General features: G+C 65.2%; 14 protein-coding genes. 7 read left to right on the top strand and 7 right to left on the bottom strand.

Annotated features, from left to right (window positions below; genetic code table 11):
* Window positions 1-7: 7 nt before the first annotated feature.
* Window positions 8-850, top strand: coding sequence for a sigma-70 family RNA polymerase sigma factor (locus tag ACFQZZ_RS14205; RefSeq protein WP_378679458.1), 843 nt, complete (start codon window positions 8-10; stop codon window positions 848-850).
* 108 nt (window positions 851-958) lie between these two features.
* Window positions 959-1411 carry a DoxX family protein gene (locus ACFQZZ_RS14200; protein WP_378679455.1) on the top strand — a complete coding sequence of 151 codons (453 nt, stop codon included), beginning with the start codon at window positions 959-961 and terminating at the stop codon, window positions 1409-1411.
* Between the two features lie 103 nt (window positions 1412-1514).
* On the opposite strand, the gene ACFQZZ_RS14195 is transcribed toward ACFQZZ_RS14200, so the two are convergent.
* Together ACFQZZ_RS14195 and ACFQZZ_RS14190 are read right to left on the bottom strand one after the other, a co-directional pair.
* Window positions 1515-2405 carry a tyrosine-protein phosphatase gene (locus tag ACFQZZ_RS14195; protein WP_378679452.1) on the bottom strand — a complete coding sequence of 297 codons (891 nt, stop codon included), beginning with the start codon at window positions 2403-2405 and terminating at the stop codon, window positions 1515-1517.
* Window positions 2406-2845: 440 nt separating this feature from the next.
* Window positions 2846-3346 (bottom strand): hypothetical protein, encoded by a 501-nt coding sequence (locus ACFQZZ_RS14190; RefSeq protein ID WP_378679449.1) that lies wholly within the window; start codon window positions 3344-3346, stop codon window positions 2846-2848.
* 1376 nt (window positions 3347-4722) lie between these two features.
* Here ACFQZZ_RS14190 and ACFQZZ_RS14185 point away from each other — a divergent pair.
* Window positions 4723-4953 carry an HAD family hydrolase gene (locus ACFQZZ_RS14185; protein ID WP_378679446.1) on the top strand — a complete coding sequence of 77 codons (231 nt, stop codon included), beginning with the start codon at window positions 4723-4725 and terminating at the stop codon, window positions 4951-4953.
* A gap of 16 nt (window positions 4954-4969) precedes the next feature.
* On the opposite strand, the gene ACFQZZ_RS14180 is transcribed toward ACFQZZ_RS14185, so the two are convergent.
* Window positions 4970-5365 (bottom strand): hypothetical protein, encoded by a 396-nt coding sequence (locus ACFQZZ_RS14180; RefSeq protein ID WP_378679443.1) that lies wholly within the window; start codon window positions 5363-5365, stop codon window positions 4970-4972.
* A gap of 590 nt (window positions 5366-5955) precedes the next feature.
* The gene (locus ACFQZZ_RS14175) at window positions 5956-6363 is read right to left on the bottom strand and encodes a hypothetical protein (protein WP_378679440.1); all 408 of its coding nucleotides are present in this window, start codon (window positions 6361-6363) and stop codon (window positions 5956-5958) included.
* Between the two features lie 199 nt (window positions 6364-6562).
* On the opposite strand from ACFQZZ_RS14175, the gene ACFQZZ_RS14170 reads away from it, so the two are divergent.
* On the top strand, window positions 6563-6952 hold the full coding sequence (locus ACFQZZ_RS14170) for a hypothetical protein (protein ID WP_378679437.1): 390 nt from the start codon (window positions 6563-6565) through the stop codon (window positions 6950-6952).
* A 218-nt stretch (window positions 6953-7170) separates the two neighbouring features.
* On the opposite strand, the gene glnA is transcribed toward ACFQZZ_RS14170, so the two are convergent.
* Window positions 7171-8607 carry a type I glutamate--ammonia ligase gene (gene glnA, locus ACFQZZ_RS14165; RefSeq protein ID WP_378679434.1) on the bottom strand — a complete coding sequence of 479 codons (1437 nt, stop codon included), beginning with the start codon at window positions 8605-8607 and terminating at the stop codon, window positions 7171-7173.
* 252 nt (window positions 8608-8859) lie between these two features.
* Between glnA and ACFQZZ_RS14160 the strand changes: the two genes are divergently transcribed.
* The gene (locus ACFQZZ_RS14160; protein ID WP_378679431.1) at window positions 8860-9315 is read left to right on the top strand and encodes an RDD family protein; all 456 of its coding nucleotides are present in this window, start codon (window positions 8860-8862) and stop codon (window positions 9313-9315) included.
* Between the two features lie 159 nt (window positions 9316-9474).
* Window positions 9475-9855, top strand: a complete 381-nt coding sequence (locus tag ACFQZZ_RS14155; RefSeq protein ID WP_378679428.1) for a YrdB family protein — start codon at window positions 9475-9477, stop codon at window positions 9853-9855.
* Between the two features lie 72 nt (window positions 9856-9927).
* On the opposite strand, the gene ACFQZZ_RS14150 is transcribed toward ACFQZZ_RS14155, so the two are convergent.
* Window positions 9928-10671: a DUF4191 domain-containing protein gene (locus ACFQZZ_RS14150; protein WP_378679425.1), complete on the bottom strand. Its 744-nt coding sequence runs from the start codon at window positions 10669-10671 to the stop codon at window positions 9928-9930.
* A gap of 436 nt (window positions 10672-11107) precedes the next feature.
* On the opposite strand from ACFQZZ_RS14150, the gene ACFQZZ_RS14145 reads away from it, so the two are divergent.
* Window positions 11108-13144, top strand: coding sequence for a hypothetical protein (locus ACFQZZ_RS14145; protein ID WP_378679422.1), 2037 nt, complete (start codon window positions 11108-11110; stop codon window positions 13142-13144).
* Window positions 13145-13309: 165 nt separating this feature from the next.
* Here the strand turns inward: ACFQZZ_RS14145 and ACFQZZ_RS14140 are convergent, their stop codons facing one another.
* Window positions 13310-15514 carry an elongation factor G-like protein EF-G2 gene (locus ACFQZZ_RS14140; RefSeq protein WP_378679419.1) on the bottom strand — a complete coding sequence of 735 codons (2205 nt, stop codon included), beginning with the start codon at window positions 15512-15514 and terminating at the stop codon, window positions 13310-13312.
* Between the last annotated feature and the right edge of the window lie 66 nt (window positions 15515-15580).

Genomic DNA, 15580 nt, shown 5'->3' with positions numbered 1-15580 from the left:
GTGACAGATGGACGAGAATTTTCTTGCCGAGCGCTTCGAAGAGCATCGGACGCACCTGCTCGCGGTGGCGTACCGGATGCTCGGCTCGGGCAGCGAAGCCGACGATGCGCTGCAGGAAGCGTGGCTGCGGCTCAGTCGCTCGGACGCCGACGAGATCGACAATCTGGGTGGCTGGCTGACGACCGTGGTGGCGCGGGTCTGCCTGAACATGCTCCAGTCCCGTAAAACGCGGCGCGAGGAGCCACTCGACGACGTCGAGCCGCCGCAGGCGACCGATGGTCCGGAACAGCAAGCGCTGCTCGGCGATTCGATCGGGCTCGCGCTGCTGGTGGTGCTCGACACCCTCGCGCCGCCGGAGCGGCTGTCGTTCGTCCTGCACGACATGTTCGCGGTCCCATTCGACGAGATCGCCCCGATGGTCGGCAAGACACCCGCGGCCGCACGGCAACTGGCGAGCCGGGCGCGGCGGCGGGTGCAGGGTGCACGGGCCGCGTCCGACCGTGATCGGCAACGCGAGGTCGTCGACGCGTTTCTGGCGGCGTCGCGCAGCGGGGAGTTCGAAAGGTTGCTCACGCTGCTGGATCCGGACGTGGTGTTGCGCGTCGATGCCGCCGCCATGGCCACCGGTGCGGTGGGGGCGCTCGGTGCGGGCGCCGTGGCGGAAACCTTCTCCGGCCGGGCCAAGGCGGCGCAACTGGCGCTCATCGATGGCCGGGCGGGCGCGGTGTGGGCAGTGGGCGGAACGCCACGGGTGGTCTTCGACTTCACCGTGTCCGATGGCCGGATCGTCGCGATCGACCTGCTGGCCGACGCGGAGACGCTCGGACTGATGGAGCTCGAAGTCCAGTAGGGCTGGACTCGGCTGTGACCTGCGCTGTCACATCTGGGCCGTGCGAACGGTCAGGGGTGTGACGGCGCAGAACACACTCGCGCCGGAGGAGCGAGGCGAGGAGCCACCGTGAGCAACGCACGATCGATCGGATACTGGACCACGACCGCGGTGACGGTCTTCATTCTGGCCTCAGGCGGTGTCGCCGACCTGATACACCGAGCGGACACCGCGAGCGGTATGACCGAGTTGGGATACCCGACCTACGTCATGACCATTTTGGGCGTCTGGAAGGTGCTCGGCGCCTTGACGATTGCGGCGCCACGGTTCCCACTGGTGAAGGAGTGGGCATACGCGGGCACATTTTTCGATCTGACCGGGGCGCTGGCGTCGCACATCGCGCACGGCTCGGGCGCGAACCACCTGTTCTACACCAGCTTTTTCGCGGTGTGCGCCGTGGTGTCGTGGGGGCTGCGGCCTGCGAGTCGCAAGCTCGGAGTGCCGGTCTTCCGCGGACTCGGGCGGGTAGTCGAATCGCAGGCGCCGGGCGCGGGGACAGCGCGGGTGCCCGCGGTCGCGTGAACAAGCCCGCGGCGTGTGCCCGCGCGCGAGAATGGCCCAACTGACCCGACGCCGTTCGGGCCCATCCGCCGAAGTGGATGGGCCCGAACGAATTCCGAGTATGTCAGCTGACGAGGTTCTTGCGCAGTTGCAGGATGGTTCTGCCGTCGAGGCCGAGCCCCTGGGTCAGAAACTTTCCGAAATCTCCGTAATCCGCTTCCAGTTTGTCGACCGCGGTTTCCAGATATGCGTCACGAACTTCCTGCAACGGAATCAGCAGGTCGGGGTTCTGCATCAGGCCTGCCCGCTTCACATCCTCGCGCAGTTTCGCATCCGCCGCGGCCCGGTACTGGTTCGACAGCAAATAGTCCTGGCGCGCAGTGTGTTCCGGTACGCCGACCGCCCGCAGGACCACGTAGGTCACCCAGCCGGTCCGATCCTTGCCCGCGGTGCAGTGATAGAGCGTGGCCTTATCGGTCGCCGCGAGATCTTTGACCGTCTGCCCGAACTTGGCCAGCGAGTCCGCGGTGAAGAAGCTCCGATAAACCCCCGCCATGATCTCCTCGGCCCGCCCGTTCCCGAGCAACTCCTCCTGGCGCTGTGGATCGCGAGACTGAATTGCCTGCAGCATCTGCTGGAACAATCCGGTGTCATCAATCGGCCGCGCCACCCGCTGCACCCCTACGGGCAGCTTGTCGGGCCCCGAGAACTGCACCTCCGCGGGCGTCCGCAGATCGATAGCCGCCTTCAGGTTCAGTGTGCCCAGCTTTTGGACGTCGGCATCGGTAAGCTTGTCCAGGGAATCGGCACGAATAGCCTTACCGGACTTGACCTTCGCCCCGTCATACGTGCGATATCCGCCGATATCCCGAACATTCACCGCCCCCTGCAACTCGATCCGCGCGGCCACCGCCGACACCGTCGGGTCGGCAATCGCCGTGGGTGGCGAACTGGTCGCGGTAAGCGCGAATGTCGCAAGGGCGGCGGTAATCAAAGAAATAATGGAAATCTTCATGGCGCGGGACAGTAGGACTCCGGTCGCGGTGTCGTCAGCGGTTCCCTATGCTTTCGCCGCAACGGCCCCGCTCACCGGGATTCTGTTCCCGTTCAACAGGATTCCCTTTCCGATCACCGGGATTCGGTCTGTCGCAGGAAGGTTGAGTGCGCTTGTGCCTGACGCATGGTGAGGCCGTCGAGCAGGCCGGAAATGACTCGTCCATCTCTGCACGAGGCAGTGCGTTCATTCGCGAGGTCCCGACGTAGTACTGGCGGATCTCGATGTTCGAGTGAGTGAACTTGTCCGCCGACCTGTCATCGGCGGATCGTGAAGGTCTTGTCGACCGGATCGACCACCACATCGAATCGCTCGGCCAACCGCCGCGACTCGACGACGCCGACCGCGAGGCCGAGCCCGAGGGGCAGGGTGAAAATGCCCGCCGTTACTGCGGCGGAGTCCTAGTTGCGGACGCGCTTCGGCGGCCCATTGTCGACGCGCTCCCACCATGTTCCACCGGCATCGAGAACGCGGAATGTCACCTCCACGTGCCACTTCTCGTCATCGGCTGGTCGTAATGATTGGCTCGGAGCCGCGACGTTGTGAAGGGAAACCGATACGTCCCAACCGCTTCCCGGTGCCACCACGCCGTTCAGGTCCGGACTGGCACTGCCTTGGTAGTGCTGCTGAGTTCCGTCTGCGCGGTCGAGCCGAGCGTTCAGAGCCGTGATCCAGACCGAGAGTATTGGCTCTCTGCTGTGATTGCTGATCCGTATCAGCTCTGCCGATGGCACCTCTGAAACCACGCTGCGGGCTTGCGCGGCTAGATCATCATTGCGCTGAGCTCTGATAGCGCGGCCGTCCCTGATGGATATGCCCAGGGCCACGACCACGGCAACCACGGTCCCTGTGGCGCCCACGATGGTTCCCAGTGCGTTCGCGATCTCCCAACCATCGGCCATACTCGGAATTCTACGAGACCAGCCCTGCGCCTTTGTGTTTCGACTGATGGCCGCGCTAGTGGACGGTGCTCGCGATCGTCGGGACTGACCCGGAACTATCCGCTTGAAATGGCGTCTGACCTCGAAGAACAAGTTCCGCAGCGAGATCGGCCATCACGGCCAGCATGCGGAACTGTCGAGTTCGTACTCGGTCAGGATCTCGTTGAGAACCGTTGCGCTCACTGCCTGATCGTGTGTGAGTACCCGCTCGCCACCACCTCTCGGAGCGAGATCCATGGTCGCGAAGTTCGGCACCGCCAGACCCATTCGGACTCAGCGGAACCACATGAACCAGACAAACTCCCGCGCGAACGCGAAATGGCATACGCTCGCACGGGAGTTCGACGACGGCTCAGTCGTGGTCACCTGGCCCGGTCATACGTTACGTCCAGAACTGATAGCTACCGCCCCCGTCGTACTCGCAGTTGGCGCTTACTCGGGTCCCGCTGGCCTCTTCCCGTTTCCTTTCTTCTTCGCACTTCTTGGCCGTTGGAAACTTGTGCCAATAATGCGCCCAGTCCGGCCTGGCTTCCGCCGGGCCTGCGAGCAGTGTCAGAGCTGCAGCCGCCGCAGTCACGGCGAAGGTTATTTTGCGCAGCACAGTGATTCCCTCCCATATGTTTGATAACTCCCACTCACGATCCTAGCCCACATCGGCCGCCTTGGGTATGCGAAAGTCATTGCCACCCTTGGCCGGTGGGTCTTCATCGACGCCACGGTCCACACCGACCCGCCGATGGGCAAGCAGAAGGTGTACTGCGCTACCACAGAACAAGTTTGGGCGCTACACGACTCCATGCCCGCGCGCATGCAGGTGTTGGTCTGAGTCAGGAGCCGCATCGGTCGACTTGGTCACTTGCCTTCGCGGGGAAGTAGCGATTGTCGCTCGGCGCGGACAGATCCGAATCCCATTGATACGCTGTCCTGTTCGGTCGAAACGAGGGGGAGCAACATGATCGAGGTGACCACGGTTTACGGATTTGCGATCGCAACGGCAGCGGCCCTAGCGTGGATCGGCGTTGGACCAGCGGCTGCGGATTCAACTTCGCCGTATCACTTTGTCAACCAGCCGGACCGAATGTGCACCGACCCCAACGCGCCGATGGACGAGTGTTATCCCGGGGAGAGCAGGTACGCGTGCTGGGTCCGTCTATGCCGCGCGCGGTAGCGACACGGTTACCTTCTTCGACAAAAACCGTAAGATCCGTCGCCCGCTCCGGCCATTTCGGGTCATGGGTGAGATGTCGATAGTGACCACAGCTAGCTGCCGACCGATTTCATCGCGACGTCAGACGACTGGGGCGTGCAGAAACCCCGCACTGGAGTTCTTCGACAAGGTGATCGACGCCGCTGGACATCCAGCATCGGACATCGTTTATGTCGGCGATCGGATCGACAACGACGTGGCTCCGGCCAAGCACATTGGGATGCGGACCGCCTACCTGCGCCGCGGCCCTTGGGGCTGGATCCACCGGGACAAGCCCGAGGTCGCTGAGCTGTCGGACTGGCAGATCAGCGACCTCAATGAGCTTCCAGGAATCGTTGGCGCCGAGAACAATCCCATCTAGCGTCTCGCACCCGAAGTCAGCCGAGTCCCAGGTCTCGTCGCGCCTGTACAACAAAATCAGCCTGGAAGCGGAGCGTGGTGTCGAACGCCCGGTCGATCTCGGTGATCAACGCCGGGCCGTCTCGCAGCATCGCCTCGAGATTTTCACCCTTGTCGAACCCGACCGGCGTGAAATGCTCGTGGGCGAACGGGCCGAGATGGTCGTTCTGGAACGCGTTCATCGGCCCAGCCAATCTTTCGATGATCGGCGCCATTTCCTCACTGCCCACCAGCAAGGCCATGTTCAAGGCCTTTGCGGCTGTTTGCATCTTCACGCTGTAGTCGTAGGTGGTCGACCGGATGTTTTCACCATTCGGCGGAATCCGTTTCAAGGCAGCCTCGATGCCGCTGAGTCCTGCTGCGGTGTCGGTCACTGTGGTGAGAACGTCCGTGTAGGCCTTCTGACGGTCGGATCGCACGATCTGCGCCGCAGCGAGGCTCGAATTGCGGTCCAGCTGATTTCTGCTGACGTAGACCGCCGACCCGGCCGAGACCGCGCTGGACACTATTGCGGCGCACAGTGCGGCAATCAGGGCGTATCGGCCATTGCGGGTAGCGACCTTCACCTCTCGTTCCAAGCTTGCAGCTGCTTCAGCCGCCGATCCATGGGTGTTCGCCGACGTCGACGGCGGCGATTCTGAGTCCATGGTGTCTTCGGGTTCGCGTTCCCTCTCTGTATCCAAGAGTTTCCCCGATCCTCCGTGTGCCCTTTGGTGTGCTTTGCAAATGCGCAAGTCCAGTGTCCCCGAGCTGCCAGCGCCGCCGTAGAGTAACGGCTACTCGAAAATGAAGTCTCCGACGACAAACGTGCTGATACGCCACATCTAGCCGACTAGCGAGTTCACCGTGGTGTGCCAGTCGTAGAGCCGTTCGTCGAGGCTCCGCACAGCGGGCACCGAGTCCCACTGCCGCAGACTCTGGCGTACCACGCGGGAAGATTCAATGCATGAATGCGGAAGGTCCTTCACCTCTTCCGCTTTCGACCGGATTTCCGGTCTGCTGTCTGCGGTCGTGCCGGCAGGACGGTGGCCGGCTCCAGCTTGGTATGTCGCCGACGCAGCAGCCAGCCGGCTACTCCGATCGCGCTCACGGCAATCGCCGACCAGGTAGCCCAGTTGGTGAAGATTTGTCCTGCGGTATAGGCGGCAGTGCGGTGCACCGGGATTGTGAGCGAGATGTCGTTGCTGATCACATGGCCGTCGCTGAGCGGGACCTCCAGGTGTGCGGTCAGCAGCAACGCTGACGTCGGGTGTTTGGGACGAACGAACCATGTCCATAACATCTGGATATTTCTGCCGGTCGACGTGCTCACCGCGTCGGACGGTGTGGCGTCCGCATCGGACGGATCCACCAGCAGCTTGACCCGAACCATTGGCCCGACCTCTACAGTGCCCCCACTGATCGGTGACGTGTCCGGCAACAATGCCGATATCTTGGCCTCGAGAGCGTCGCTGTTGCCGAGTTCGAGTCCGATCCGCTCCGCGTGATCGACATCCAGTGACGGTGGTGCATGCCAGGTAGCCGCAGCAAGGACCAACTCTTGCGTCTGAGCATCGACACTGGCGAACGGCGTGGTGTTGCCGGGCGATGGTGCGCCGCTGGTGGGAATCTGCGCTGCGCTGGTGGGTATCTGCGCTGCGCTGGTGGGCATCTGCGGTGCGCTGGTGGGTATCTGCGCTGTGCTGGTGGGTATCTGCGCTGTGCTGGTGCGTGGCGGGGAATCGTCCGGCGCTTGGTTGCCCACGCATGCGGCGACGACGGACACGACCATCGCGGCGAGAAAACCTGGCAAGAGCATTCTCGACGAGCGCCGCCTGATGGCGATCCCGCTCATCGAACGCCGTCCCCGCCTCGTCGGCGCCGCACATCCTTCGGCTGAATTCACCCTGATAGGTCCGCCGGTCATGGATGTGAAGATTACAAGAAAAAGCCTGGTAGCAGGCGAATTCTTCACCTTCTGACGATGGCGCGAGGGTCCGCAGTTGGTGCCTGCGCCAGCGGGTGTTCGCCGCCGGGATCGTGCGATCCGGGCATCTGTGGCCGGACGCAGACGAGTCCACCCGCTTCGCAATCGGTGAAGTGATCGCGGAACGGATGGACTCGCTGGAAACTACCGCGGACGAACTGCGGACCGAAGAGCTGGGTTAGCTGCTCCGGCCGCGGTCAGTAGCCCAAAGGCTTACACGTCGAAGTAGAGCTCGAACTCGTACGGGTGCGGGCGCAGGTTCACCGGGGCGATTTCCTGCTCGCGCTTGATGTTGATCCAGGTCTCGATCAGGTCCTCGGTGAAGACGTTGCCTTCGGTGAGGTAGTCGTGGTCCTGCTCGAGCTTGTCGATGACCGACGCCAGGCTGGTGGGTGCCTGCGGGATGTTCTTGGCCTCCTCCGGCGGGAGCTCGTAGAGGTCCTTGTCGACCGGGGCCAGCGGCTCGAGCTTGCGCTTGATGCCGTCCAGGCCCGCCATCATCATGGCGGCGAAGGCCAGGTACGGGTTGCCCGAGGAGTCCGGCGCGCGGAACTCGATGCGCTTGGCCTTCGGGTTGTTGCCGGTGACCGGGATACGCACGGCGGCCGAGCGGTTGCGCTGCGAGTACACCAGGTTGATCGGGGCCTCGTAGCCCGGGACCAGACGGTGGTAGGAGTTCACGGTCGGGTTGGTGAACGCCAGCAGCGACGGCGCGTGGTGCAGGATGCCGCCGATGTAGTGACGCGCCAGATCCGACAGACCCGCGTAGCCGGCCTCGTCGTGGAACAGCGGCTTGCCGTCCTTCCACAGCGACTGGTGCACGTGCATGCCCGAGCCGTTGTCACCGAAGAGCGGCTTCGGCATGAACGTGACGGTCTTGCCTTCCTGCCACGCGGTGTTCTTCACGATGTACTTGAACAGCTGCAGGTCGTCGGCCGCCGAAAGCAGAGTGCCGAACCTGTAGTTGATCTCGGCCTGACCGGCGGTGCCGACCTCGTGGTGGCCGCGCTCCAGCTCGAAGCCCGCGTTCTGCAGGTTGGTCGAGATCTTGTCGCGCAGGTCGACGTAGTGGTCGTACGGGGCGACCGGGAAGTAACCGCCCTTGTTGCGGACCTTGTAGCCGCGGTTGCGGGTGCCGTCCGGGTTGAACTCCGCGCCGGTGTTCCACGAACCCGAGATCGAGTCGATCTCGTAGAACGAGCCGTTCATCCCCGATTCGTAGCGGACCGAGTCGAAGATGTAGAACTCCGCCTCGGCGCCGAAGTAGGCGGTGTCGGCGATACCGGTCGAGCGCAGGTACTCCTCGGCCTTACGCGCGATGTTGCGCGGGTCGCGGCTGTAGGCCTCGCGGGTGAACGGGTCGTGCACGAAGAAGTTGAGGTTCAGCGTCTTCGCGGCGCGGAACGGGTCCAGTCGCGCGGTGCTGAAGTCGGGGAGTAGGAGCATGTCCGACTCGTCGATCGACTGGAAGCCACGGACGGAGGAGCCGTCGAACGCGAGCCCTTCCTCTGCGAGGTCGGTGGTGAACGCCTTCGCGGGGATCGAGAAGTGCTGCTGAACACCGGGAAGATCGCTGAATCGGATGTCGACGTACTCGACTTCTTCGTCAGCGAGGAATTTGATGACCTCGTCGGCCGTGCTGAACGTCACTTAGTACTCCTTACGGATCGGTTCCCAGCCCGTGTCGATTGCATGGGTTCGTCGCGACCAGACGCTATGGATGCGGTGTTTCCCGCCAGTCAAGGTTGTGTTTCGCCAGTGTTACACGTGCGCCTGGTCAGGTGGCGCTGACCACCCGGGCTCGAACAGCATGGTAATCCTGCCATCTTCCGCGGCACTCGCCGACCTGAACTCCCCTTATGCGGTGCCGGGCGGGCCGTCGGACCCGCTTATTGTGGGGGTATGGCACGCAGCACCGGATCATGGCTCTCCGGACCTCCGACGGACCCGGGTGATCCGGCAACCCCTGAGTTCCCCGGTCAGTATCTCGGTTTGCCGCAGTCCGGTCCCGGGTCGCTGCCCGGCATGGGGCGCCGCATCGCCGCACTGTTCGTGGACTGGATGATCGCGGTCGGAATCTCGCTGTTGATCGTGCGCGACGGCTCGGCCTCCAGCCTCACCTTGTTGATCTGGTTCGTGATCGGGGTCGGCGCGGTGACGCTGTTCGGCTACACGCCGGGGCAGTACTTCCTGAAGCTGCGGGTGATCCGGATCGATGCGCCGGTGGCCGTCGGTTTCGTGCGTGCGCTGGCTCGGCAGGCGTTGCTGGTGTTCGTGGTGCCCGCCCTGTTCACCGACGCCGACGGTCGCGGTATGCACGACCGCGCCACCGGTACCGCCGTCGCCCGCGCCCGCTGACACGCGGCCGAGTCACCTCCGACACATCTGCGGGCTGTCGAGATCGCCCGCTCGCGGACAGGGCCATCGACATAGTGGCGACGCTGCGCGTCATGTCGTGGACCTAAGGTGTCCGAAAGTGGCCGGGCTGTTGCGACCTTGCGTCGGTAGGCTCCGCGGGTGTCATTGAATCCGGCGTTGCTCGCCGTCCGTTTACTTCTCGAACTCACCGCTGTCGCTTCCTTCGGAATCTACGGCTGGCGCGCGTTCGATTCGCCGTGGCGGTTCATTCTGGTGGTGGCGCTGCCGATCGTGGCCGCGACACTGTGGGGGACTTTCGCCGTTCCAGGCGACCCGAGCCGAAGCGGCGCCGCGCCCGTTGCGGTGGCCGGTCCGGTCCGCCTCGTGGTCGAGCTCGCCGTGCTGTTCGGCGGGGCGGCCCTGCTGTGGGCGGCCGGGCTGCCGCGGTGGGCACTGGTTTCGGCGGCGGTGCTTGTCGTCTATCACCTGCTCGCATACGACCGGATCACCTGGCTGCTCACCACGAAGCAGTCCGGCTAGCACCCGGATATACGAAGGCCCGCGTCCCAATTCCGGGGACGCGGGCCTTTCGAATTTCTTCAGCGCAGGGACTCAGCGCCTGCGGATGCTGCGCTGCACGCCGCGCATCTTGGCGCCAGCGGGCATCGGGCCCTTCGGCAGGGCCGGGCCACTGCGCGCGTTGAGGGCACTCAGCCTGCCCTCGATGAGGTCCATGCGCTTGACATCGATATTGCGGGGCAGCTTGGTGATGTGACGCTGCAGCTCCTTCAGCGACACCTGGCCCTCGTCGTTGCCGATGATGATGTCGTAGATCGGGGTGTCGCCGATGAGCCGCGCGGTGCGTTTCTTCTCCTGCGCGATCAACGACTTCAGCCGCTGCGGGGAACCCTCGCCGATCAGGATCACGCCGGGCAGGCCGATCACCCGGTGCACGGCGTCCAGCTGGGTGGTCGCGGCGATGCCGTTGCTGACCCGCCACTTGCCCTGCAGGTTCTCCAGCACCCATGCCGCGGCACCCGCCTGGCCCTCGGCCTTGGCGTAGACGTTCTTCTGCACGCGACGACCGAAGATGATGAACGCGACCAGTACGCCGAGCAGCAGGCCCAGCGGCAGCAGGAACCACTGCAAGCCGAAGATCAAGCCGATCGCCACGAACACGACCGTGATGCCGAGCACGGCGCCGATCATCAAGGGCAGCAGCAGCTTGTCTTCCTTGCGCTGCATCTGGAACGCCTGCCACAGCTGCTGGCGACGTTCTTTCGACTGCTGCTTGCGCGCCGCCTTCGCCGCGGCCTTCGCTTCCTTCGACGGCGTGCCGCCCTTGCCTACTGCCATGTGTCTCAGGATAGTGGCTGCGTATAGCCCGGTCGGCGGCGGGACGGGCGTGGTTCGAGTGATCGCGATGCGGCTCGCTCGCCGATACGAGATGATCGAGATCACACAGGCTCGACCACCTGGTCTTGCTCGTGCGGAACGGCGCCGCACACGGTAGCGCCTTCGCTACCGTGGCCGCGGCGGCCACCGAGGCGAGGATCGGGCGAACAGTCGAGATCACCGGGGTTCGAATGCGATGCACGAAGGTCGTTCCAGATCTGCGCCTGAACGGCGGCGGCGGACAGGCGAGTGATCGAATTCGTCCGCCGCGCCGGCGTATGCCCGCCCTTGTGCCGCCAATACCATGCTCTTGCAGTGCCTTTCGAATTTCCAACTAGCGTCGCATCGAATATCTTTGAGCGGTCGATAGGGTGGACGCGATGAAGGGTGGCCGTCGATGCGGGTCATCAACGAGCGAACGGCGATACCGGGATCCGAGCAGCGAGTGCTCGACTGGATGCGGACCTGGACCGGACATCACATCATTGTCGGACTGGCGATCCCCGGGTGTTCTATCCCGGAGCCCGGCCGCGCGGGCCATGCGAGGGAAGCCGACCTGGTGGTGATCACGCCGCAGGCAGTTGTCGTGGTCGGAGCGAAAGCGGCCGTTCCAGTGGCAGCCACGAACTGCTTGCCGGTGCGGGCCGATGGGCGACAGTCCGGGTTCGAGGGTGATCCGATCCGGGTGCGTGACGACAGCAGCCTGTTCGATCAGATGACGGATGCTGTCTCCAGGCTGAAAGAACTGGTTCGTCAGCGCCATGCCGACGCCCATGTCGACGGGCTGATGGTCGTGGTGCCGCCCGAGGAAGCGGAGATCACGTCGAATGCCGAATCGCGGAAGGACGAATTCCCGGTGGTGCTGGGGTCGACCCCCGGCCAGCTGCGTGCCTGGTTCATCCGCACCGCGAACCGCAGGCTGCTCTGGTCCGCCGAGGACGTGCACGCGTTGCTCGGCGACTTGCACATGTCCGACCTGGTCACCCGCGAAGACCTGGTCGCGGAGGGCTTTCCGTCGCAGACGCGACCGCATGCGGGTTCGAGCGGAGCGCCGTCACCGACCGCACCCGATCCGGACCGCTCGCCGACCTCGCCGCTGCCCGCGATAGCCGCGACCCCATCCGGCTCGGTGCGGTCGGCCGAACCCGACTACCCACCGGACGAAGATCAGCCTGTTTCGGCATCGGACCAATCGGAGTCGCCGCTGGCAGCGACCCTCCTGCGGGTGCGACCGGACGAGTCGGAACAGGTAACGCGGTTCGGGCATGCTGCGCTACGCAACGAGAGCTCGCACCGCTCCCTGTCTACCCGCGTGGATCATCGCCGGACCGACGATGTACCCGACGACGCCGGGGCGGCGATGGTGTCGCATTCTGGTGCGAGTGCTACCGCCGCGAGCTGCACGGACACGCAACTCGTCACAGAAGCACCCGGCGTGACCGTGGAGGGTCGACGTGCTCCGGAATCGAGCGGGCAGCAACGAGGGTCGCCCGCCGTGGTCCCGCCGCCGTGGATCACGCCTGACACCGACATGGAGCCGTCAGGGAGATCGCCGTTTCTCGATGGTCAGCCGCCGTTGATCGTGCCCGATTCTGATGTCGAGCCGCCGTCGCCGAGCACTTTCCGCGCAGATCATCGCGTGTCGTCGACCGTTCACGATCTCGATGCGGATCCGCCGCAGTCGTACCGAACCTCGGTACCGTACCGGGACTGGCGGTACGAGACCGAAGTCGATGCGGGTGATGTGGAGCCGCCGGAATCTGTCGGTCCGGAGTCGTCCTTTACGGGCCAATGGTCGTCGTGGATCGACGCCGACGCTGACGCCGATAACTACGACCACGACGACCACGACGACCACGACGACCACGACGACCACGACGACCACGACGACTACGACGACTACGACGACTACGACTACGACTACGACGACACGCTGTCCCGTCCGGTCAGCGCGCAGTCACCCCCCGAGAACTGGTTACCGCCTCAAACCGCACCGAGACTGTTGCCGGGCCGAACCAAGCCGGTCGTCAACGACCGTCGGCTCCATATGCCATCGCTTCGACCGCCGCTGCCCATCCGTCAGCTGTTGCCGGGCCGAACCAAGCCGGTCGTCAACGACCGTCGGCTCCGCATGCCATCGCTTCGACCGCCGCTGCCCATCCGTCAGCTTTTCCCGGCCCACGCGACCGGCCCTGTGCAGTTCAACCGGCATCTCCCGCAGCAACTGGCGGCCGTGGCTGTCATCGTTGGCGCCTTTGCCGCGTTGTGGTTCCTGGCCGCCGCTTGCTCGTCGTCACACCAGAACGCGGTAGTGCCGCCCCAGCCCACACCGACCACCGAGGCCGCCGTACCACCCGGACCTGTCGCCGAAACGGCGGAACCAGTACCTATGCTCTTGCCGCCGCTGTGCTTTCCGTACCCACCAGAATGCTGACGCTGCCACGCCCGAGTCGAGAAGGCGAGCATCGTGGCCGTACTCGGTCGGGCCGTTGAGCCCGCCGCTGGTGGGCCGATCGACGGAGATCGGCTGATTGCCGACTTGAGCGCGCGGCGGACGCACACGACGGTTCGTCGCGTGGAGAAATCGCAGCGGTAGCGGCTAGGTCCGGACCGTGGCCTGCCCGCGGACAGCGGTGGCAAGTGACTGGGGCATTTGCTCGTGCCGGGTGTAGGTGCGGCTGAAGTCGCCGGTGCCGTGTGAGAGGGAACGCAGGTCGATGGCGTAGCGGCTGAGTTCGAGTTCGGGGACCTCGGCGTGGATGCGGGTGCGGCCGGGGCCGTGCGGTTCGGTGCCGAGGACACGGCCGCGGCGGCTGGACAGATCGGTGAGGACCGGGCCGACGTAGTCGTCGGAGACGACGACCCAGACCTCGTCGAGCGGTTCGAGCAGCGCGATGCCCGCCGCGGTCGCCGCCTCGCGCAGGGCGAGCGCACCCGCGGTTTGGAAGGCGGCATCGGAGGAATCGACCGAGTGGGCCTTGCCGTCGAAGAGCGTGACCCGCACATCGACAAGGGGATAACCTGCCGCCACGCCGCGCAGCGCCTGCGCGCGCACGCCCTTCTCCACCGACGGAATGAATTGGCGCGGAACAACTCCGCCGACCACCTTGTCGACGAACTCGATGCCGGAGCCGCCGGGCAGCGGTTCCACCTCGATCTCGCAGACGGCGAACTGGCCGTGGCCGCCGGACTGTTTGACGTGCCTGCCGCGCGCGGTTGCCTTGCCCGCGAAAGTCTCCCGCAGCGCGACCTTGTGATCGATCACGTCGACCTGCACCCCGAATCGGGTGCGCAACCGCTCCAGCGCGACATCGCGGTGCGCCTCACCCAGGCACCACAGCACGATCTGGTGGGTGTCGCCGTTCTGCTCCAGCCGCACCGCGGGATCCTCGGCGACCAGGCGTGCGAGGCCGTGCGAGAGCTTGTCCTCGTCGGCCTTGCTGTGTGCGTGAATGGCGATGGGGAGCAGCGGATCGGGCATCGGCCACGGTTCGATGAGCAGCGGCGCCGCGGTGCCGGAGAGGGTGTCGCCGGTCTCGGCGCTGGTGAGTTTGGTGACGTAGGCGATGTCGCCCGCGATCGCCTGCCCGAGCGGGCGCTGTTGCTTGCCGAACGGTGCGGTGACCGCGCCGATCCGTTCGTCGGCATCGTGATTCTGGTGGCCGCGGTCCTCTTGCCCGTGGCCGCACACGTGCACGGTGTCGTCGGCGCGCAGGGTGCCGGAGAAGACCCGGACCAGTGACACCCGGCCGACGTAGGGGTCCGATGCCGTCCGGATCACCTCGGCGGCCAGCACGCCCGCCGGGTCGCAGTGCAGCGGTTGTGGCGCGGCGCCATTGGTGATGGTGATCGCAACGACGGCGTGCTCGGCCGGCGTCGGGAACCCACCGGTGATCAGGTCGAGCAGTTCGACGGTGCCGAGGCCCTGTTTGGCGCCCTCCGGCGCTTGCGCGCCGAACAGCACCGGGTGGAAGCTGCCGCGCGCCACCGCGCGTTCGAGGTCGGTGACGAGCGTGGCGAGGTCGATCTCCTCGCCGCCGAGGTAGCGCTCCATGAGCGATTCATCCTCGCTCTCGGCGATGATGCCCTCGATGAGGCGGTTGCGCGCCTCCTCCAACGCCGACACCTGATCGGCCGACGGTTCGATCTGTGCGCATTCGCCGGAGGAGTAGTCGACCACGCAGTGCGGCAGCAGTTCGACCAGCCCCGTGACCGGTCGATGACCGTCGGGACTCTTCGGTCCATAAACCGGAAGATGCAGCGGCAGAATGTTTTCCGACGAACCGTCACCGAGGACGGCGCGACAGGTCTCGGTCATCTCGTCGAAATCCGCGCGTGCGGTGTCCAGGTGGGTGATCACGATTGCCCGCGGCATCCCGACCGCGGCGCACTCCTCCCACAGCGCGCGGGTCGCACCACTGACCGCCTCGGCGCCCTCGGCCGCGGAAACGACGAACAGCGCCGCGTCCGCCGCACGCAGGCCCGCGCGCAGCTCGCCGACGAAATCGGCATAGCCGGGCGTATCCAGCAGATTGATCTTGATTCCCGACCAGGAGATCGGCACCACCGACAATTGCACCGACCGATGCTGACGATGCTCGATCTCGTCGTAATCCGACAGCGAGGTCCCGTCCTCGACCCGCCCCGCCCGATTCACCGCCCCAGCCGTCTGCGCCAACGCCTCGACCAGCGTCGTCTTCCCCGCCCCGCTGTGCCCGACCAGCACCACATTCCGGATGTCCTCCGGCCGCCCCACGCTCACAACTCTGCCGTTGCCCCCGGCAGCTGCACTCGCCTTGTCCACTGTGTGTCTCGCTTTCTCGCCGACACCTGCCGTACATCGAGCTTCCCACCACCCGTCGCATCCCGT

The sequence above is a fragment of the Nocardia sp. GCM10030253 genome (assembly GCF_042675075.1).
In the GTDB taxonomy this organism is placed as follows: domain Bacteria; phylum Actinomycetota; class Actinomycetes; order Mycobacteriales; family Mycobacteriaceae; genus Nocardia.
This window is presented reverse-complemented; position numbering and strand designations above follow the sequence as displayed.